Origin of the sequence: Halorubrum halophilum (assembly GCF_000739595.1) — an archaeon.
GTDB lineage: Archaea > Halobacteriota > Halobacteria > Halobacteriales > Haloferacaceae > Halorubrum > Halorubrum halophilum.
This window is the reverse complement of sequence record NZ_BBJP01000065.1, coordinates 1-18,069: the sequence shown is the minus strand read 5'-3', so window position 1 is coordinate 18,069 and position 18,069 is coordinate 1. Positions and strand designations below refer to the sequence as shown.

17 protein-coding genes and 1 pseudogene are annotated in these 18,069 nt (G+C 66.9%); 11 read left to right on the top strand and 7 right to left on the bottom strand.

All coding sequences use genetic code 11. The annotated features are described in order from the left end of the window. Positions 1-16: 16 nt before the first annotated feature. The 3 genes from ACP96_RS15190 (at position 17) to ACP96_RS15180 (ending at position 3,343) form a co-directional block, all read left to right on the top strand. A complete protein-coding gene (locus tag ACP96_RS15190) occupies positions 17-748 on the top strand; it encodes a fumarylacetoacetate hydrolase family protein (RefSeq protein ID WP_050033959.1) in 732 nt (243 codons plus the stop codon). 250 nt (positions 749-998) lie between these two features. Beyond that, on the top strand, positions 999-2,237 hold the full coding sequence (locus ACP96_RS15185; RefSeq protein WP_050033958.1) for a mandelate racemase/muconate lactonizing enzyme family protein: 1,239 nt from the start codon (positions 999-1,001) through the stop codon (positions 2,235-2,237). 230 nt (positions 2,238-2,467) lie between these two features. Then, entirely contained in the window at positions 2,468-3,343 is an 876-nt protein-coding gene (locus ACP96_RS15180) for a fumarylacetoacetate hydrolase family protein (protein WP_050033957.1), read from the top strand. Positions 3,344-3,422: 79 nt separating this feature from the next. Here ACP96_RS15180 and ACP96_RS18845 read toward each other — a convergent pair whose 3' ends face one another. Both ACP96_RS18845 and ACP96_RS19955 read right to left on the bottom strand, forming a co-directional pair. Then, positions 3,423-3,581 carry a hypothetical protein gene (locus ACP96_RS18845; protein WP_154020493.1) on the bottom strand — a complete coding sequence of 53 codons (159 nt, stop codon included), beginning with the start codon at positions 3,579-3,581 and terminating at the stop codon, positions 3,423-3,425. A gap of 91 nt (positions 3,582-3,672) precedes the next feature. Next, positions 3,673-3,954 (bottom strand): annotated as a pseudogene (locus tag ACP96_RS19955) (glycoside hydrolase family 3 N-terminal domain-containing protein); the annotation flags it as partial. On the opposite strand from ACP96_RS19955, the gene ACP96_RS18840 reads away from it, so the two are divergent. Then, positions 3,871-4,092, top strand: coding sequence for a hypothetical protein (locus ACP96_RS18840; RefSeq protein WP_050033956.1), 222 nt, complete (start codon positions 3,871-3,873; stop codon positions 4,090-4,092). The pseudogene ACP96_RS19955 and the gene ACP96_RS18840 overlap by 84 nt on opposite strands. Before the next feature lie 361 nt (positions 4,093-4,453). Beyond that, positions 4,454-5,023 carry a fibronectin type III-like domain-contianing protein gene (locus tag ACP96_RS15170; protein WP_050033955.1) on the top strand — a complete coding sequence of 190 codons (570 nt, stop codon included), beginning with the start codon at positions 4,454-4,456 and terminating at the stop codon, positions 5,021-5,023. A gap of 158 nt (positions 5,024-5,181) precedes the next feature. Here the strand turns inward: ACP96_RS15170 and ACP96_RS15165 are convergent, their stop codons facing one another. Next, positions 5,182-7,110, bottom strand: a complete 1,929-nt coding sequence (locus tag ACP96_RS15165; protein WP_050033954.1) for an archaea-specific SMC-related protein — start codon at positions 7,108-7,110, stop codon at positions 5,182-5,184. Positions 7,111-7,929: 819 nt separating this feature from the next. Here ACP96_RS15165 and ACP96_RS15160 point away from each other — a divergent pair. Beyond that, positions 7,930-8,523: a class I SAM-dependent methyltransferase gene (locus ACP96_RS15160; RefSeq protein WP_050033953.1), complete on the top strand. Its 594-nt coding sequence runs from the start codon at positions 7,930-7,932 to the stop codon at positions 8,521-8,523. Between the two features lie 16 nt (positions 8,524-8,539). On the opposite strand, the gene ACP96_RS15155 is transcribed toward ACP96_RS15160, so the two are convergent. The 3 genes from ACP96_RS15155 to ACP96_RS15145 all read right to left on the bottom strand — a co-directional run bounded on the left by ACP96_RS15155 (position 8,540) and on the right by ACP96_RS15145 (position 11,050). Continuing rightward, on the bottom strand, positions 8,540-9,175 hold the full coding sequence (locus ACP96_RS15155) for an Sjogren's syndrome/scleroderma autoantigen 1 family protein (RefSeq protein ID WP_050033952.1): 636 nt from the start codon (positions 9,173-9,175) through the stop codon (positions 8,540-8,542). A gap of 105 nt (positions 9,176-9,280) precedes the next feature. Beyond that, entirely contained in the window at positions 9,281-9,703 is a 423-nt protein-coding gene (gene sufU, locus ACP96_RS15150; protein ID WP_050033951.1) for a Fe-S cluster assembly sulfur transfer protein SufU, read from the bottom strand. A gap of 69 nt (positions 9,704-9,772) precedes the next feature. After that, the gene (locus ACP96_RS15145) at positions 9,773-11,050 is read right to left on the bottom strand and encodes an aminotransferase class V-fold PLP-dependent enzyme (protein ID WP_050033950.1); all 1,278 of its coding nucleotides are present in this window, start codon (positions 11,048-11,050) and stop codon (positions 9,773-9,775) included. A 527-nt stretch (positions 11,051-11,577) separates the two neighbouring features. Here ACP96_RS15145 and hemC point away from each other — a divergent pair. The 4 genes from hemC (at position 11,578) to ACP96_RS15120 (ending at position 15,051) form a co-directional block, all read left to right on the top strand. Further along, on the top strand, positions 11,578-12,774 hold the full coding sequence (gene hemC / locus ACP96_RS15135) for a hydroxymethylbilane synthase (RefSeq protein WP_050033948.1): 1,197 nt from the start codon (positions 11,578-11,580) through the stop codon (positions 12,772-12,774). Continuing rightward, on the top strand, positions 12,767-13,567 hold the full coding sequence (cobA, locus tag ACP96_RS15130) for a uroporphyrinogen-III C-methyltransferase (RefSeq protein ID WP_050033947.1): 801 nt from the start codon (positions 12,767-12,769) through the stop codon (positions 13,565-13,567). The genes hemC and cobA overlap by 8 nt, the downstream gene beginning before the upstream one ends. Then, the gene (locus ACP96_RS15125; RefSeq protein ID WP_050033946.1) at positions 13,564-14,376 is read left to right on the top strand and encodes a uroporphyrinogen-III synthase; all 813 of its coding nucleotides are present in this window, start codon (positions 13,564-13,566) and stop codon (positions 14,374-14,376) included. Before cobA ends, ACP96_RS15125 begins: the two co-directional genes overlap by 4 nt. A gap of 276 nt (positions 14,377-14,652) precedes the next feature. Continuing rightward, positions 14,653-15,051: a hypothetical protein gene (locus ACP96_RS15120; RefSeq protein WP_050033945.1), complete on the top strand. Its 399-nt coding sequence runs from the start codon at positions 14,653-14,655 to the stop codon at positions 15,049-15,051. A 53-nt stretch (positions 15,052-15,104) separates the two neighbouring features. Here the strand turns inward: ACP96_RS15120 and glmM are convergent, their stop codons facing one another. Next, positions 15,105-16,466 (bottom strand): phosphoglucosamine mutase, encoded by a 1,362-nt coding sequence (gene glmM, locus ACP96_RS15115; protein WP_050033944.1) that lies wholly within the window; start codon positions 16,464-16,466, stop codon positions 15,105-15,107. Between the two features lie 117 nt (positions 16,467-16,583). On the opposite strand from glmM, the gene ACP96_RS15110 reads away from it, so the two are divergent. Next, complete coding sequence (locus tag ACP96_RS15110; protein ID WP_050033943.1) at positions 16,584-17,186, top strand: hypothetical protein; 603 nt, start codon at positions 16,584-16,586, stop codon at positions 17,184-17,186. Positions 17,187-18,069: the final 883 nt, after the last annotated feature.

The window sequence follows — 18,069 nt, the reverse complement described above, 5'->3', positions numbered from 1 at the left end:
TAAAGTGAACTGGTGTATGCGACACGTCCGTTTTCGTGATCCAGCAGGTAGCATTCGAGAAGGCGAGTGGCACGATGGCGAGGTTTCGTTTGGTGGCCGCACATACGCCACCGAAGATGTCGACATCCTCCCGCCTACTAATCCGTCGAAAATCGTCTGTATCGGGCTGAACTACGAACAACACGCCGAGGAGGAAGGGATGGAGATACCCGATCGGCCGCTGATCTTCTTGAAGACGCCAAACACTGTCGCGGGCCACGAGGACACTATTACCCTCCCGGAGGGGAAAGACAACGTCGAACACGAAGTCGAGCTTGGTGTCGTTATCGGTGAGCAGTGCCAGAACGTCGCTGAAGAGGATGCGATGAATGTCGTCTCGGGATACACGATTGCCAATGATATCTCGAACCGCGACGATCAGCGCGTCGAGCAGAACTGGGTACGCGGAAAGTCCTTCGACGGTGCCTGCCCGCTCGGACCCGTGGTTGCCGATCCTGAACACCTTTCTGACGACGCCGCTGTCCAGCTCCGCGTCAACGGTGAGGTCCGACAGGACTCTAGCATTTCTGAGTTCATCTTCTCAGTACCCGAGCTTATCAGTGAGATCACCCAATACATGACCCTTGAGGAGGGAGACGTCGTCATCACTGGGACGCCAGCCGGTGTTGGCCCCCTCGAGGACGGTGATTACGTCGAGATAGAGGTTGAGGGTGTCGGCATACTCAAGCACAGCGTTGAATCTCGCTAAGAGTGTGCCGAGCGGTTGAGTGGAAGTTCACGTGAGAGGGAAGCGGGGAGGCGGAGTGACACAGTGATGAGCTAACCGTGACGTGGCCGGACGGCACTCCGAATACGTTCAAGGAACACGCCGCCGCAGAGGGCGGGACGACGGTCTCGGTGTGAGACGACGGAAGCCGACGCCTCGCCTCGGCAGTCGGACCGCGGACGAAGCCCCACCCGCAAGTTTTACTAGCGGGTTCAGGGATATACAGACGCTAATGGTTGATCACGCGAAGCTACGCGACCCGAACGCGGAGTACACCATGCGGGACCTCTCGGCGGAGACGATGGACATCACAAACTCGCGGGGCGGTGTCCGCGACGCCGAGATCACGGACGTACAGACGACGATGGTCGACGGCAACTACCCGTGGATCCTCGTCCGCGTGTACACCGACGCGGGCGTCGTCGGCACCGGCGAGTCCTACTGGGGCGGCGGCGACACCGCCATCATCGAGCGCATGAAACCGTTCCTCGTCGGGGAGAACCCCCTCGACATCGACCGACTCTACGAGCATCTCGTCCAGAAGATGTCGGGCGAGGGCTCGATCTCGGGGAAGGTTATCTCCGCCATCTCCGGCATCGAGATCGCGCTCCACGACGCCGCCGGGAAGCTCCTCGACGTGCCCGCCTACCAGCTCGTCGGCGGGAAGTATCGCGACGAGGTCCGCGTCTACTGCGACCTCCACACCGAGAACGAGGCCGACCCGCAGGCCTGCGCCGCAGAGGCCGAGCGCGTCGTCGAGAACTTCGGCTACGACGCCATCAAGTTCGACCTCGACGTGCCGTCCGGCCACGAGAAGGACCGCGCGAACCGCCACCTCCGCAACCCCGAGATCGACCACAAGGTCGAGATCGTGGAGGCGACCACGGAGGCGGTTGGCGACAAGGCCGACGTGGCCTTCGACTGCCACTGGTCGTTCACCGGCGGCTCCGCGAAGCGCCTCGCGGAGGCCCTCGAGGAGTATGACGTGTGGTGGCTCGAAGACCCCGTGCCGCCGGAGAACCACGAGGTGCAGGAGCAGGTGACGAAGTCGACGACGACGCCCATCGCGGTCGGCGAGAACGTCTACCGGAAGCACGGGCAGCGGACCCTCCTCGAACCGCAGGCCGTCGACATCGTCGCGCCGGACCTGCCACGCGTCGGCGGGATGCGCGAGACCCGCAAGATCGCGGATCTAGCGGACATGTACTACATCCCGGTGGCGATGCACAACGTCTCCTCGCCGATCGGCACGATGGCGTCCGCGCACGTCGGCGCGGCCATCCCGAACTCGCTCGCGCTGGAGTACCACTCCTACGAACTCGGCTGGTGGGAGGATCTGGTCGAAGAGGACAACCTCATCGAAGAGGGCCGCATGGAGATTCCGGAAGAGCCGGGCCTCGGCCTGACGCTGGACCTCGACGCCGTCGGAGAGCACATGGTCGAAGGCGAGACGCTCTTTGACGAGGCGTAAGCCGAAGTCGAGCGCGGACATCTCCGATTCGCGCTGTTCGATCCGGCGGAAGCCGGATCGGAGACGATCCGAATCGCCCCCGAAGTACGGTTCACTTAACCGCGGTCTCGCCGTTGACGCTCGCGGTGGATGGTCAGAAAGCAGCTAAAACCGCCGGAATGAGACGGGACGATCGAGCCCGTGAGCGCGCCGGCGGTACTCTTATAACGGCGTCTGCGCATCGGTATGGTATGCGGTATTATCGACTCCCCGGCGGAAAGCACAGCGTGAGGTCCGACTCGCTCGTCGTGGTCGACGACGGCGACGCGTACGACCTGTCGACGGCGTCGGACGATCTGGGATCGTTCACGCAGCTCGCTCGCGCGGCGAACGCGTCCGGGGAGTCCGTCGACGCCATCGCTCGGGACCGGATTCCCGACGCGGAGCCGATGGCGTTCGACAGTGACGACGTGCTCCTCCCGGTGACACCCGACGAGGTGTGGGCCGCGGGCGTCACGTACCAGATCAGCGAGCAGGCGCGCGAGGCCGAGAGCGGCAAGCCCGAGGTGTACATCGACGTGTACGACAGCGAGCGCCCGGAGCTGTTCCTGAAGGCGACGCCCTCGCGGACAGTCGGCCCGAACGACGCGGTCGGGATCCGCGGCGACTCCGAGTGGAACGTCCCGGAACCGGAGCTCGGCGTCGTGCTCCACCGCGGGGAGGTCGTCGGCTACACGGTCGGGAACGACGTGTCCAGCCGTTCCATCGAGGGCGAAAACCCCCTGTACCTCCCGCAGGCGAAAGTGTACGACAAGTGCTGTTCGGTCGGCCCGTGCGTCGCCACTCCCGAAGTCGTCGATGACCCCCACGACCTCGGTATGACCCTCACCATCGAACGCGACGGCGAGGTCCGCTTCGAGGACTCCACGTCGACGAGCGAAATGGCGACCACCTGTGAGTACCTCGTCAGCTATCTCCGCCGGCACAACCCGCTTCCGGAGACCACCGTCCTCCTGACGGGGACCGGCCTCGTCCCGCCCGAATCCTTCACGCTCGCCGAGGGCGATCAGATCACGATCGACATCGACGAGATCGGCCAGCTCGTCAACGACACCGTCGGCGTCTGACGGCCCGCCGAACCCGAGCCGGCGTCACGCACCGGCCAGATCCGCACCGAAATCACGCGTCGTTAGCGACCCGCTCGAGTCAGGAGTCGTCCCCGACCCGCGTCTCGGTGAAGTACGTCCGTCCGTTTTCGGGAACCCCCTTCGTCCCCGTCACCTCGAACGCGGCAGCGTCGACGATGTCAGCCGCGGAGTGGCCGACACGGAACTCGTAGGGACCGCCCTCGACGGCCAGATCCATGTCGCGGTCGTGGTACGCGAGCTGGGTGGCGTCGACCTCGAAGGCGACGCAGCGGGGTCTCGCCAGGGTCGGGGCGACGCGCTCGAACTCGAAGAGGTCGGGCGAACGTGCTCGCCATCCCGATCATCTGCGGGAACGTCGTGCCCGCCGGGCCCATGTACCCGCTCAGACACTCCTCGTGTGGGATCGCTGGGACGCCGATCCCGGGTTTCCTCGCGGAGGTATTCTCGAAGCTCGTTCGTCCGCTCGGTGGCCGCCCTCGGAGGGAGACCGCTCCGATCCGCGTGAGGTGACCGATCCGGTTCGAGAGGTGCTCGTCGACAGCGTCCTCGTTGAGCTCGCCGTCCGCGATCAGGATTCGGTCTGCGTTCACGGAGCCGAGCTGCGCTGCCTCCTCCGCGGGTGTCACCCGGTCGAGGGGCCGATCGACGCGTCGTTCAGCCGGTATCTCGGCGACACCGCCGTCTGGACAGGGTCACATCACCGGACACCTCTCGATCCCCGATATTAATAATTCGGGTGTCGGTTCGCGGCCGCCGCGACGAGCGCTGTTACTGGAAGGCCTCCGGCGACGGCGAGCGAACGCCTCCGCGACCGCGAGAGCAACGCGGTCGTTCTCCCTGAGAGAACGAGAACTCTGATCGATGGGTCGAATAGCTCTCGAATAGGCGCGTTCGAACCGTTTTCACGGCCGAATTCAGGGTTTCATGGAGATATTTCAGAAGAGTGATCGATGATCTTCTATTCTGTGATAGAGAACTAGTCAAGCGCAAGCCGACCGGCTCGGAGGAGCGGGCGGATCGGGGGACGCCGTCTCTTCCGAGTGCGACAGCCGCAGTATTTTAAATAACGCGGCCGGGAGGTGTCGGCCATTGACGATCGAGTCGATCCGGCGACTGGCTCACCAGAAGCGATCTCCGTCTCCCGGAGGCGCAACGGGAGCTCGTTCGGCGGGTGCACGAGACGAGGGAGACCTCCCGCAACACCACGACGCGCTCGCGCATCCGACCCCGATCGGAGAGTACGAACACCCCGACTCGTACGACCCCCTGTACCCGTTCGGGCACGGCCTCAGCTACACCGACTTCGAGACGACGGCCCCGAGCGCGACGGTCGAACCGAAGGAGACCGAGGAGGAAGGGGAAGCCGAGGCCGCAGAGCAGACGGTCCGGGTCTCGGTCGAGGTGTCCAACGTCGGCGATCGCGCCGGCACCGAGACGATCCAGGCGTACGCCCGCCAGCGACACGCGTCTCGTGTGCGCCCCGTTCGATCACTGGTCGGATTCGAGCGCGTGACCCTCGATCCGGGCGAGAGCGAGCGCGTCGAGGTTTCGGTCCCCGCGCGACGACTCGGGTTCCACAAGCCGCGGGAGGGGCACGTCGTGGAGTCCGGGACGTACCGGCTCGACGTGGCTGGAGAGTCGGCGACCATCGAACTGTAACGCTCGGTCAGCGGTCGCTGTCTCGTGTTCTGGCATTAGGAACGCGGGGTGAAGTGAAATTACAATCGTAACAGTGTAATGTAAAACTCCCGGGTCGCTGGGACGCAGAAAGCGAGAAGTGAGGGGGAAGCCGGGCGAGTCGGCAGCGGGCCGGTCGGTCAGTCGATCTGTTCGACGTAGGCGTACTCCTCGGGGAGGGCGGCGGCGTCCTCGGGGAGGAGCGCGGCGACGAGGTAGTCCGCGTGGGTCCGGAAGTAGTCGACGACGCGCGCGATTCGGTCCGAGTCGATCGCTTCGAGCGAGTCGAGCAGGACGAACGGAACCGTCTCGTAGACGTCGTGGACGAGGTACCCCGCGAGCGCGAACACGAGCCCCGTCACCTCGCGCTCGCTCTCCGAGAGGTGATCGACCGTGTCCTCGTAGGCCGTCCCGTCGGGCGACGAGCGGACGATATGCAGGTCGAATCGGGTCCGAGTGACCTTGCGGCGCCCCTCTCGGACCTCGGTCTCGCGGCGCTCGATCCAGATCCGGTCGAGGTTCTCGTACTCCAGGATGTCGAGCACGGTCTCCATGTGCTCGTTGAACCCGTCGACGGCGTTCTCCTCGATGCGGTCGACCCGCGTCCGCAGCTCCGTCAGTCGGTCGGCGAGCTCCTCGCGTTCGGCCTTCAGGTCCTCGCGGCGTTCGATCGCGGCTTCCCGCTCGTCGATCTCATCGTCGATCTCGTCGATCTCGTCTTCGATCCGCTCGATCCGGAGCTCGATCCCGTTCGCCTCGCGGTGAAGCTCCAGGGCCTCGTCGTATCCGTCGACGTCGACCGACTCCGCCTCCGCTTCCAGCTCCTCGATCTCCGCTTCTTTCGACTCGATTCGCTCCTCGAGGTCCGCGATCCGCGGCTCGGTCGACTCGATCTCGGTTTCGACCGCGTCGAGCCGCTCCTCGGCGCGCTCGATCTCGCGTTGCGCCTGCTTGATCGACGACTGCTGATCGGTGAGTTCCTGGATCTCCGCGCGGATCTCGTTGCGCTCGTCGAGCTTGTCGGAGCGGAGCTCCCGGAGGCGGTCGACTGTCGCCTCGATCTGGTCGCTCTCGACCTCCGAGCCACAGGTCCAACAGACCGTCTGGTCGCCCGCGGTCAGCGCGTCGGTCGGGTCGTCGCCGGGCATTCCCTCGTCGATGTCGATGCCCGAGCCGTCCACCATGTCCTCGTTGAAGCCGATGACGCTGCCGAGCTCGTTGATGTCGTCGTCGAGCGAGCGCTTCCGGCGGCGCAGCTCGTCGATACGTCCGGCGATCCGATCCGCGTTCTCGTCGGGCTCCTCCGCCTCCTCGACCGTCTCCTGAAGCTCCTCGCGCTCCGCCTTCAGCTCTGCGAGCGTCGAGCGCTCCGTCTCGAGGTCGAACTCGAGGTCGTCGAGCTCGGAGCGGGCGTCGCGGACCCGCTGGAACGCCTCCTCCATCTCCTCTTTGCGCGTCCGGCTCTCCTCGACGCCGGCGTCGAGGTCGTCGAGCTCCTCGCGCACCGACTCGAGCTCCGCTTGGGCTTCTTCCAGCTCGTCGACCTTCTCGCGGCGGTCGGCTTCGAGGTCTGGGAGGTCGCGTTCGAGGCTGTCGAGCTGTTCGATCTCGGACTCCAGTTCGTCGCGTTCGCGCTTGCACTCGCGGATCTCCGCGTCGATCGAGTCGGTGTCGATCGGACGCATGATTATCTCGCGGAGGTCGTCGCCGCGCGCCACCGCCCGACGCGCCTCGTTGTTCTCGAGCAGGAACGCGAACAGGTCGGCCAGTTCGGGATCGTCGAGGTACGGATCGCCGCCGAAGGCGACGGAGTCGCCCCGGCGCTGCAGCGTCCGCGTGTACGTCTCGTCACCGAGTTCGAGAGTCACCTCGCCCTCTTCGGCGTCGCCCTTCAGCGAGCTCTGACGGCTGCCGAGTCCGGCCATTAGCGCTTGCAAGAAGGAAGTCCGATTCGTCGCGTTCCGCCCGGTCAAAATCGAGACGCCGTCAGGGAGCGTCACCGACGCCTCATCGATGCCGCCGATGTTCCGGACATCGACGCGGACGACGGTTTTCGAGATCTGAGCCATCGATATGATCGGAAAACGACAGTCGCGGTGTTAAATCTATCCTTCACTCATCGAGCGCGGTATTTCGGATTTATCCGGTCCGCGTCGAACCGCCGTTACTTGGTCCGCGTCGAACCGCCGTTACCTAGTCCGCGTCGAACCGCCGATCCGAAGTCGCTCTCGATCGCTTGACGGAATCCAAATTAGATATGTTATCTGGTAGTTAAGACATACCATAAGAACAAATATATTTCTTCGGAGGAGATGCCGATCTGTCGAATCGATTAGGCATCCCAACGATTCACTCAATGCGGTCGGGTACCGACGATTCCGACGGCGAAGGCGTTCGGTGTTCGCCCCTCGTGGCGTTCGAATACGCCGTTCCGATCAAGGACAGAAGAATTCGATCCATTCGTCCGAAACCACCGTTTGAACACGGGTGTATCTCACGAAAGAACGTTCGAGGCCGGCACCGAGCTCCTGTCGATCGTATCTGCGATCGAGAGCCCGGACGTGATGGGTCCCGCAGAGAGGAATCGCGCATCAACCGGGATGAGAGCGCCACCCGCGTCGCATTCGTCGCGGAGATTCGGGAGGGAGCGGGTTCCCGCGATCGATCTCGTTCGGTATTGGTGTAGAAAGAAAATATCAAAACGCCGTGCGAGATATATCAATATTCAAGATAGTATGTGTGTCGGGTGAGACGGGGAGATGGATGAGGTTGAACTGCAGCGGCAACCGCAACGGTCCGCTCGATCCACGCGGTGACCTGTCGTCGTCGCGAGAGGGCCGAGGGCGAGCGACCCGAACCGCTAACTCGCCTCGGTCTCACACTCGGGTATGGACCGTTTCCAGAACACCGGGCAGCCGGACTGGGACTGGTGGGGGCGGATGTGGCCGACGCCGGGTGCGACCCTTCGGCGGCTGGGGCTCGCCTCCGGGGACCGCGTCGTCGAGATCGGCAGCGGAAACGGCTACTTCGCGCTGCCCGCGGCGCGGATCGCCGACCCGGCGACGGTGTACGCCGTCGACGTCGACGAGTCGCTGCTGGCCGAACTCGCCGCGCTCGCGGCGGAACAGGGGATCGACAACGTCGCGACCGTCGAGGGGGACGCGCGAGCGCTCCCGGAGTTGCTCCCCGAGCCCGCCGACTTCGCGCTGCTCGCGAACGCGTTTCACGGGATCGAGGACGGCGCCGCGTTCGTCGAGGGCGTCGCCGCCGCGCTCGCCGCCGACGGCCGGTTCGTCGTGGTGAACTGGCGCGACCTACCGCGCGAGGAGACGACGATCGGCGGCGAGCCCCGGGGGCCGCCGACCGACCTGCGGCTCCCGCCGGAAGCGACCCGCCGGGCCGTCGAGGACGCGAGCGAGCTGCGCCTGGCCCGGGAGGTCGACCTCCCGCCGTACCACTACGGGCTCGTCTTCGAGCGCTGAGGGGCGAGAAAGGAGATCAGTCCAGCGCCGCCAGCGCCTCCGCCGCCTCGCGCGCCGCCTGCAGGTGATCGCTGGCGCGCCGCGGGTCGTCCGTCTCCTCGGCCGCGCGGGCGAACCGCGTCAGCGTCCGCGTCAGCGACGCGCGGGCGTCGGCGACCGTTCCCGAACCGGCGGGCTCGGTCGGCGGAGTCGCGGTCGGCTCGTCACGCGACCCCTCGGCGTTCGGCTGGGGTGACGCCGCGTTCGAGGTGGCGGCGTTCTGACTCGCGTTCGGTGGAACAGACTGATCCGCAGCCGGGGACGCCGACGCGTCCCGGGAGTCTTGCTGTTCCGGACTCTTGTCGCTGTCCCGGGTCCTCACGACCGTTCGAGGCGCGTTCCCCGCCTCTCCCAGAGCCTCGGTCTGCGCGCTCCCCTGCGACTCGTCGCGCGCGTCCTCTTCCGCCCCGGTCGCCTGACACGTCGGACAGAACTCCTGCCCGTCGTGGCGGAAGATGGGGTCTCCGCAATCGTCGCAGTGGCGGTTCGTCATCGTCGCGCCCTGCAACAGCAGTTCGGACATCCGCTGGGTGTGTTCGCGCTTCTGGTCGTCCTCCGCGAACTTCTCGCGGAGCTTCTCGCGTTCGGCCTCCTTGTCGAACCCGTCGCTCATACGCGGACGAACGTGACTCACGAGCAAAAGTCCGTGGGCTCGGGACGAGGTGGTCGGGGTGGGAGAAGAGGGCGGAGCGGATCGGGGCCGGCCGGCGGCGAGTCCCTACTCCTCCGTCTTCGTGCGGTCGTCGGGGTCGAGCTCGCCGCGGTGGATCTTCGAGCCGTCCTGCGCGACCTGCCGCCCGAGCACCGCGCACTTCACGCGCATCGGGGAGATGTCGACGCCGAGCATCTCGGTGACGTCGTCGGTGTCGAGTTCGTCGAGCTCCTCGACCGACATCCCGTGAAGGCGCTCGGAGAGCATGCTCGCGGAGGCCATCGAGATGGCGCAGCCGTCGCCGGTGAACCGCACCGCGTCGATCGTCTCGCCCGCGTCGTCGAGGGCGACCTGCATCCGGATCGTGTCGCCGCAGGAGGGGTTCTCGCCGACGTGGGTGAAGTCGGGGTCCTCGAGCTCCCCGTAGTTGCGCGGGTTCTTGTAGTGGTCGAGGATCTGCTGCCGGTACATGTCCGAGCCCAGTCCCATATCGGTCACAGGTAGGCCCGTGCGAGTCAAAAGGGTTCCGTCGCTCCGGAGAGTCAACAGTCCGCCGGCCTACGCGAACAGGTCACGGGCCTCGCCGACTGCCTCGACGAGGGCGTCGATCTCCTCGACGGTGTTGTAGAGGTAGAAGGAGGCGCGCGCGGAGGCGGCGACGCCCATCTCGTCGTGGAGCGGCTGGGTGCAGTGGTCGCCGGCGCGGATCGCGACGCCGTAGTCGTTGAGGATGCTGGAGAGGTCGTGGGCGTGGACGCCCTCGACGTTGAACGCGACGAGCCCGCCGCGGTCGTGGCCCGGCGGCCCGTAGATCTCCACGCCGCCGAGGTCGGTCAGCCGGTCGTACGCGTACTCGGCCAGCAGGTCCTCGTGGGCCTGCACGTTCTCCATGCCGATCTCCTCTAGGTACTCGATCGCGGCCGCGAAGGCGATCCCCTGCGCGATCGAGGGCGTCCCGGCCTCGAACTTCCACGGGAGGTCCTCCCACGTGGAGTCCTCGAAGGAGACGCGCCGGATCATGTCGCCGCCGTAGAGGTACGGCTGCATCTCATCGAGTATCTCCTCGCGGCCGTAGAGCGCCCCGATACCGGTCGGGCCGCACATCTTGTGGCCGGAGAAGGCGAGGAAGTCGACGCCGAGGTCCTTGACATCGACCGGGCGCGTGGGGACCGACTGCGCGCCGTCGGCGAAGACGTACGCGTCGTGGTCGTGTGCCATCGCCGCGATCTCCGGGATCGGGTTGACCGTGCCCAGGGTGTTCGAGACGTGGACGACCGACACCATCTGCGTGTCGTCGTCGATGCACTCGGCGGCGTGCTCCATGTCGAGCCGCCCCTCGTCGGTCACCTCGATAAAGCGCACGTCGGCGCCAGTGCGCTTGCCGATCTGCTGCCACGTCACCAGCGACGAGTGGTGCTCCATCTGCGTGAGGACGACGTTGTCGCCCGGCCCGAGCTCTTCGAGGCCCCACGCGTAGGCGACGAGGTTCATCGCCTCCGTGGTGTTCTTCGTGAAGACGATCTCCTCGCGGCCCGACGCTCCGACGAAGTCGGCGACCGTGTCGTGGGCCTCCTCGTAGGCGACGGAGGCCTCCTGGCTCAGCTGGTGGATCCCGCGGTGGACGTTTGCGTTGTAGCCGCGGTAGTAGTCGGCGATCGTGTCGACGACCGCGTCCGGCGTGTGCGAGGTCGCCGCGTTGTCGAGGTAGACGAGCGGCGTGTCGTCGCCCGGCCCCTCTCCCGGGGTCTCGGGGTCGCCGCCGACCTTCCGATCGAGGATCGGGAAGTCGGCGCGGACGGCCTCGACGTCGAACGGGTACTGTTCCTGAACTCCCATTACCCGGATCTGGGCCCCGAGCACTAACACACCTTCGGTCCGGTACGTGTTGCCAGTACCTCTGACCCGGCCGATCACTTATAAATAGTTGGTGGTGGAGCGGCAGCCAACACCGCCAAAGCGCCAGTCGCTTACGTATAAACCGTTGCCGCCGGATCGACGGCAAACACCTCCGGAGCACCGGTCGATCACTTATAAATCGTTGCTGGCGGAGCAACGGCGAACACCGTCAAAGCCCCAGTCGGCGAGGACTCGCACGACTCGCTGCGCTCCTCGTCACTCGCGTTGCTCGTTCCTGCGGTGCTTGCGTCGTCGGGCTTCGCCCTCGCCGACTGCCCCTTTGAGTCCCACCCCGCACCGCACAGCGACCGCACCTCACCCCTCCCCAGCCTCGTCGGCCGGCGCTTATAAGCGCCGGCCGACTCCCTCGCGCGACGCTCCTCGTGGCCTACCGGCCACTCGGAGGCGCGCGCCACCGTCACGACCGAACTAGTGCCCTTTTGAACGCGGGGGGCCTCGATCCGGGTATGACCGATACGCTCAGGCTCGCCACGCGCGGCTCGGACCTGGCCCTCCGGCAGGCCGGGACCGTCCGCGACGCCCTGTCGAGCCGCCGCCGCGACGTGGAACTGCGACGCGTCGAGACCCGCGGCGACCAGATCCCCGACGAGCTGATCCACCGCCTCGGCAGGACGGGGGCGTTCGTCCGTGCGCTCGACGAAAAAGTGCTCGACGGCGACGCCGACCTCGCCGTCCACTCCCTGAAGGACGTCCCCACCGAGGGAATGGACGACATGGTCGTCGCCGGCGTCCCCGAGCGCGCGCCCTCCGGCGACGTGGTCGTCCACCCCGACGGCCTCGGCATCGAGGACCTCCCGGCCGGTTCGGTGGTCGGAACCGGCTCGCTTCGGCGGACCGCCCAGATCAAGGCTGCGCGGCCCGACCTCGTCGTCGAGCCCCTCCGCGGCAACGTCGACACCCGGATCGAGAAGCTGCTCGCCCCCCGCTTGCAGGCGGAACACGAACGCCGACTGATCGCCTCGGGAGAGGCGCGCGCAGAGACGGCAGAGCAGGGCGACGAGGGGAGCGACGGCACCGAAAGCGACGCCGACGAGCCGAACTGGGACGCGCTCAGCGACGGCGAGGGCGACGAGGACGAGGGAGACGGAGACGAAATCGACGAGGAGTTCGAGACCACCGTCGACGAGTGGTTCGACTCGCTCTCCGACCTCGAACGCTCGGCGATGGAGCGGAAAGTCGAGACGGAGTACGACGCCATCGTGCTCGCGGAGGCCGGGCTCCGGCGCTCGGAGCTGTTCTACGAGGTGGAGACGACCCGACTCCCCCGCGAGGAGTTCGTCCCCGCGGCCGGGCAGGGCGCCATCGCCGTCACCGCGACCGACCCGGACGTGATCGAGGACGTGCGCTCCGCGGTCGACCACCCGCGGACCCGTGTGGCCGTCACCGTCGAGCGCACGATCCTCGGCGAGCTCAACGGCGGCTGCGTCGCCCCGATCGGCGTCTCAGCGCTCGTGCAGGGCGAGCACGTCCACACCCGCGTCCGCGTGCTCTCGACCGACGGCACCGAGGAGGTGGCCGACACCCGCGACCTCCCGATCCGGTCGCACGCGAAGGCCGCCGAGGAGTTCGCGGCTGACTTGGCCGACCGCGGCGCCGCGGACCTGATCGAGGCCGCCCGGGAGGAGGCCGGTGCCGATGAGTGAAGGCACCGAAACGGGGGACGGCGATGTCGGCACCGTCTCCCTCGTCGGCTCCGGGCCGGGCGACCCGGACCTCATGACCGTGAAGGCCGCCGAGCTGATCGAGTCGGCGGACGTGGTCCTTCACGACAAGCTCCCCGGCCCGGAGATCCTCGGGCGGATACCCGAGGAGAAGCGCGAGGACGTGGGCAAGCGCGCCGGCGGCGAGTGGACCCCGCAGGAGTACACGAACCGGCGGCTCGTCGAACTGGCCCGCGAGGGGAAGTCGGTCGTCCGCCTGAAGGGCGGCGACCCGTTCGTCTTCGGGCGCGGCGGCGAGGAGGCCGAGCACCTCGCCGAGGCCGGAATCCCCTTCGAGGTCGTCCCCGGTGTCACCTCCGCGATCGCGGGCCCCGCGGTCGCCGGGATCCCGGTGACGCACCGCGACCACGCCTCCTCCGTCTCCTTCGTCACGGGCCACGAGGACCCGACGAAGGAGGAGTCGGCGGTCGACTGGGAGGCACTTGCGGCCACGGGCGGCACCATCGTCGTGCTGATGGGCGTCGGCAAGCTCCCGGCGTACACCGCCGAGCTCCGCGACGCCGGCCTCGCCGGCGACACCCCGGTCGCGCTGGTCGAGCGCGCGACGTGGCCCGAGATGCGCGTCGCCACCGGCACCCTCGACACCATCGTCGACGCTCGCGACGACGTGGGGATCGAGCCGCCCGCGATCACCGTGATCGGCGACGTGGCCGCGACGCGCGACCGCGTCGTCGAGTTCCTCCGGAACGACGGCGAGCGAGGTGAGGGGGAGTGAGCGACGAGGACGCCGCAAGCAGCGACCCCGACGCCCCGACCGTCGCCGTCTTCCGCCCGGCCGACGAGCGGATCGAGGACGCGGAGGCGCTTCTGGCGTCGCTCGGCGCCGACCCGGTCGCCGACCCGATGCTCGCGGTCGAGCCGACGGGTGAGACCCCCGAAGACGCGCCGTACGTCGTCCTCACGAGCAAGACGGGCGTCGAACTTGCCGCCAAGGCGGGCTGGGAACCGGGCGACGCGACCTTCGTCGCGATCGGCCCCGCGACCGCGGACGCGGCGCGAGCGGCGGGCTGGACCGTCGACCTCGTGCCCGACGAGTACACCTCCGCCGGGCTGGTCGAGGCGCTGGAGAACCGCGTCGACGGCGAGCGCGTCGAGGTGGCGCGCTCGGACCACGGCAGCGACGTGCTCTTAGCGGGGCTCCGCGACGCCGGCGCGACCGTGACCGAGACCGTGCTCTACCGGCTGACGCGCCCGCAAGGGGCCGGGGAGTCCGCGACGCTGGCCGCCGCGGGCGACCTCGACGGCGCCGCGTTCACCTCGTCGCTCACGGTGACCCACTTCCTCGACGCCGCGGCGGAGCGCGGGGTCAGCGAGGCGGCGATCGAAGGCCTGAACGACGCGGTCGTGGGCGCGATCGGCCCGCCGACCGCGGAGACGGCCGCCGAACACGGGATCGACGTCGACGTGGTCCCCGACGACGCCGACTTCGAGGCGCTCGCGCGGGCCGTCGTCGACGCGGCCGACGGAGACGGGGACGACGGCCACGACGAAGCCGACGACGGGGGGACGGGAAGACAGCGATAGCGACTGTCACTTATAAACGGCCATCGGGCGCTGGCGGGTATCGGCGAACGGGATTCGCAGCAACGTTGGCTGATTCGTCGAACTATTCTCGTTGAGATGGTAGGTCTCATGACCGATACCGAGACGCGATTTAAGTATCGGATCGAAATTACAGACGCTGAATCGCCGTGTGAGTGCTGTTTTCGTACGGCCCGGAACACCGGTTGATAAGTCTAAAATATCAAATTAAATATTTACCCCCGTACATTTATCAGCCGACAGGTGAGAAGAGATAGCATGGAACCGAGCGAGCGATGGTCGATCCGGGTCGACGACGGGGTGCTCGTCGTCGAACTCCCGCACGGGACGGGGCTCTCCCCGTCGGACGGCGAGTCGCTGCTCGACCGATGGCGGACGCTCGCGGCCGAGCAACGGGTGAACGCGGTCGTGCTCATCGTGCGGACGACGCGCCCCTGCTCGGATGCCGGCCGGCGGACGCTCCGGCTCGCGGCACGGGCCGCCGCCGACCGCGGCGTGACCCGGTTCGCGGTGGTCGCGGAGCGCCCCAAGCGGCGATACCTCGAACGAACGATGGACGTTCAGGGGGTTAACGTCGAGCCGTTCAACGACGCCGCGACCGCGATGCGGTGGGCGAAGTGCCCGTCGGAGCCGGCGGCGTCCGCCGTCACCGAGTGAGCGATCGCCGTCGCTGGTGTCTGTTTACACTGCCGACGTAACTGCAGCCGCCGCTACCGGCCGCTCTCGACCGCGACGTACATGTCCGTCGCGAGCCGTTCCGCGCGGTCGGCGTCGGCCGACTCGGCGTAGATCCGGATCTTCGGCTCGGTGCCGGAGGGGCGAACGAGGACCCACGCGTCCCCGTAGTCGAGCCGGTAGCCGTCGGTGGTGTTCGGCTCGGCGTCCGCGGTCTCGACGTAGGCGCGCGCGGCCGACAGCATCTCGTCGCGCTCGGCGTCGTCCGCGTACTCGACGTTGCGCCGCACGAAGTGGTAGTCGGCGTAGGGGGCGACCGTCTCGCTGACCGGGGCGTCGACGGCCGCAAGCAGTTCGAGGAAGCGCGCGCCGATGTACGCGCCGTCCCGCGAGAGCCGGTACGGCGGGAAGAACACCCCGCCGTTTCCCTCGCCGGCGATCGGTACTCTCACTCCCTCCTCGTGGAGTTCGCGCGTCCGCGTGATGATGTTCGTCGCACCGATCGGCGTGAGTTCGAGGTCGGCGTCGTTGGCGTCGCAGACGTCGACGAGTCGCTGAGAGACGTTCACCGCGCTGACGACGGCGTCGCCCGGTTCGAGGCAGGCGTCCGCCATCGCCGCGAACGAGGTGTCGCCGTCGACGAACCCCCCGTCCTCGTCGACGAACACCGCCCGATCCGCGTCGCCGTCGTGGGCGATTCCCACGTCGGCGTCGGTGGTCGCGACGAGCCGCCGGAGGTCCCCGAGGTTCTCCGAGACGGGCTCGGACTCCCGGCCGGGGAAGTGGCCGTCGGGCGTCGCGTTCACGGTCAGCACCTCGCAGCCAAGCTCGCGGTAGATCCGCGGCGACGCCACCGACGCGGCGCCGTGGCCGGGGTCGACCGCGACCGTGAGGTCCGCGTCGGCGATCGCCTCGGCGTCGACCGCGTCGATCAGCTGATCGACGTAGTCGTCGACGACACCCTTGACCCGGGTCGTGGCGCCCGCGGTCCGCCAGTCGGCGTGGTCGTAGTCGTCGTCGAGGACGCGGCGCTCGACGCGTTCGAGCACGTCGACCGACAGCTCCACACCGTCGTCGCCGACGAGCTTGATCCCGTTGAACTCCGGCGGGTTGTGCGAGGCGGTGACGAGCACGCAGGGGACGCCGGCCGACTCGCAGTAGTTGCCGACCGCGGGCGTCGGGACGACGCCGAGCCGGTCCACGTCGCAACCGACGGCAGCCAGCCCGCTCGCGGCGGCGTTGGCGAACAGCTCGCCGGTGGTGCGGGTGTCGCGGGCGACGGCGACCCGGTCGGCGTCCCAGGTCGTGCCGGCGGCCTTCGCGATGCCGAGGACGAGCTCCGGCGTGAGATACCGGAGCGCGACCCCGCGAATGCCGCTGGATCCGAACAGCTCCATGGGCGGCCATGCGCCGGCCGACGGGAAAGCGGTTCCGAACCGGGGCGGAAGCGAGAGTCCCTGCCGCGCTCCGAGTCGACGCGTGCGGTTCAAGCCGGCGGCCGCCCAACGGGACCCATGAAGCGCACGCGACGGGATCTGTTGGCGACGACCGCGGCAACCCTCACCGCCGCCGGAAGCGTCGGCGTCGCCGGGTGTCTCGACTTCGCCGCGGGCGACGGCCCGCAGGGGCCCGAGGGCGTCCCGGAGACGCTGACCTGCGAGGACGACGCGTTCGTCCGGCTGACGGCCCCCTTCGAGGAGCCGGTCGAGGGGACCATCGTCGACGCCGCGGGGACGCGGTTCGAGCTGGCCACGGAGGGGAACGCCGAGACGTACGGCCAGTCGATGCGGCTCGTGTTCCGCAACACCGGCGACGAGCCGGCGACGGTCCTCGGCAAGCACGCCTACTCGTTCCAGCGCGAGACGGGCGAGGGGTGGCTCGACGTTCGCGGGTCGACATCGGGCGAGACTGTCGAGCTTCCCCGAGACGAGGAGACGCTCGACCCAAGCGGCGCGTACATCTGGTCGATCGACCTCGAGGAGGCGGCGATCGCGTCCGCGGTCCCCGACCGGGATCTGGAGGTTTGTCCGCCCCTCGGCGCCGGCACGTACCGGTTCGTCTACTGGGGGATCCCCGACGCCCCGCCGCTGGGAGCCGAGTTCGAGCTGATCGGATAATCGGGGGTAAGCAGTCCGATCCGGGCGCTTTCAGTACAGAACCAGCGTCGATCGATAGCGGGAGTGAGTATTGCAGATCGGTGGTGGCGAGCGAGTGTTTAAATGGTTGTGAGCGACGGCGACGATCACTTATCAACAAGTGATGCGGTGGCGCGTGCCCGTGAGCGGCCGACAGGCCGCGAGCGGCACCGCGCGAGGGAGTCGCTGGCGGCTGTCGCCGCCAGCGACGAGGCTGGGGAGGCGTGAGGTGGGGTTGCGGTACGGGTGGGTGGGGCTTTGCAAGTGTTCACCCTAGCACCACAGTCAACTTATAAACAGCCCACAGCAACCCCACTCGATCACGTATAAACAATCACTCCACAAACGTGCTATACCCACTCCCGCTATCAATCGAGTAGCACGCTTCAGCGACCAACTATTTCGGACGAAAATATGATTAAAAAACCGCTCTGTTGAAATCCTATTCTTCAGACGAATTTTCACATGAAACACCCGGTCGCTGAAGACTGCTTCTTGGGTAACTACTGCTAGGGTAGATTACGTGAGATTCGACCTCTGACCTATCCAGAATCCAAATATCATCACGAAGAAGAGAATAGCTACGGGAACCCAGAATCCAAGACTCGTGAACAGTTCGACGGAGAGTATCTCAGGTGCGAAAATAGCTAGATACAGTGGTATGCCAATCAGCAACCCCGTTGCGGCAGTGAGAATAAATCTTGGGTACGAATCCACTTTCAATTATATTAGCACAGGCTCTGATAACAGTCGCTAGTTGTCCACTCTGGCTCAGGAGTCCAGCAGCTGATACGTAGTCCCTGTCTCTTATACCGATCTGACGCTACACACGAATAGAGAGGTGTAGATTCTCTGACTGAATAGT

What these genes read in the sequence shown, in the direction of transcription:
- ACP96_RS18845 (WP_154020493.1), bottom strand. Translation starts at nt 3,581, where the DNA reads ATGGATCTGGCCGTCGAGGGCGGTCCCTACGAGTTCCGTGTCGGCCAC.
- glmM (WP_050033944.1), bottom strand. Translation starts at nt 16,466, where the DNA reads ATGGAGCTGTTCGGATCCAGCGGCATTCGCGGGGTCGCGCTCCGGTAT.
- ACP96_RS15185 (WP_050033958.1), top strand. Translation starts at nt 999, where the DNA reads ATGGTTGATCACGCGAAGCTACGCGACCCGAACGCGGAGTACACCATG.
- cobA (WP_050033947.1), top strand. Translation starts at nt 12,767, where the DNA reads ATGAGTGAAGGCACCGAAACGGGGGACGGCGATGTCGGCACCGTCTCC.
- ACP96_RS15190 (WP_050033959.1), top strand. Translation starts at nt 17, where the DNA reads ATGCGACACGTCCGTTTTCGTGATCCAGCAGGTAGCATTCGAGAAGGC.
- ACP96_RS15160 (WP_050033953.1), top strand. Translation starts at nt 7,930, where the DNA reads ATGGACCGTTTCCAGAACACCGGGCAGCCGGACTGGGACTGGTGGGGG.
- ACP96_RS15145 (WP_050033950.1), bottom strand. Translation starts at nt 11,050, where the DNA reads ATGGGAGTTCAGGAACAGTACCCGTTCGACGTCGAGGCCGTCCGCGCC.
- ACP96_RS15110 (WP_050033943.1), top strand. Translation starts at nt 16,584, where the DNA reads ATGAAGCGCACGCGACGGGATCTGTTGGCGACGACCGCGGCAACCCTC.
- ACP96_RS15165 (WP_050033954.1), bottom strand. Translation starts at nt 7,110, where the DNA reads ATGGCTCAGATCTCGAAAACCGTCGTCCGCGTCGATGTCCGGAACATC.
- ACP96_RS15180 (WP_050033957.1), top strand. Translation starts at nt 2,468, where the DNA reads ATGCGGTATTATCGACTCCCCGGCGGAAAGCACAGCGTGAGGTCCGAC.
- hemC (WP_050033948.1), top strand. Translation starts at nt 11,578, where the DNA reads ATGACCGATACGCTCAGGCTCGCCACGCGCGGCTCGGACCTGGCCCTC.
- ACP96_RS15155 (WP_050033952.1), bottom strand. Translation starts at nt 9,175, where the DNA reads ATGAGCGACGGGTTCGACAAGGAGGCCGAACGCGAGAAGCTCCGCGAG.
- sufU (WP_050033951.1), bottom strand. Translation starts at nt 9,703, where the DNA reads ATGGGACTGGGCTCGGACATGTACCGGCAGCAGATCCTCGACCACTAC.
- ACP96_RS15120 (WP_050033945.1), top strand. Translation starts at nt 14,653, where the DNA reads ATGGAACCGAGCGAGCGATGGTCGATCCGGGTCGACGACGGGGTGCTC.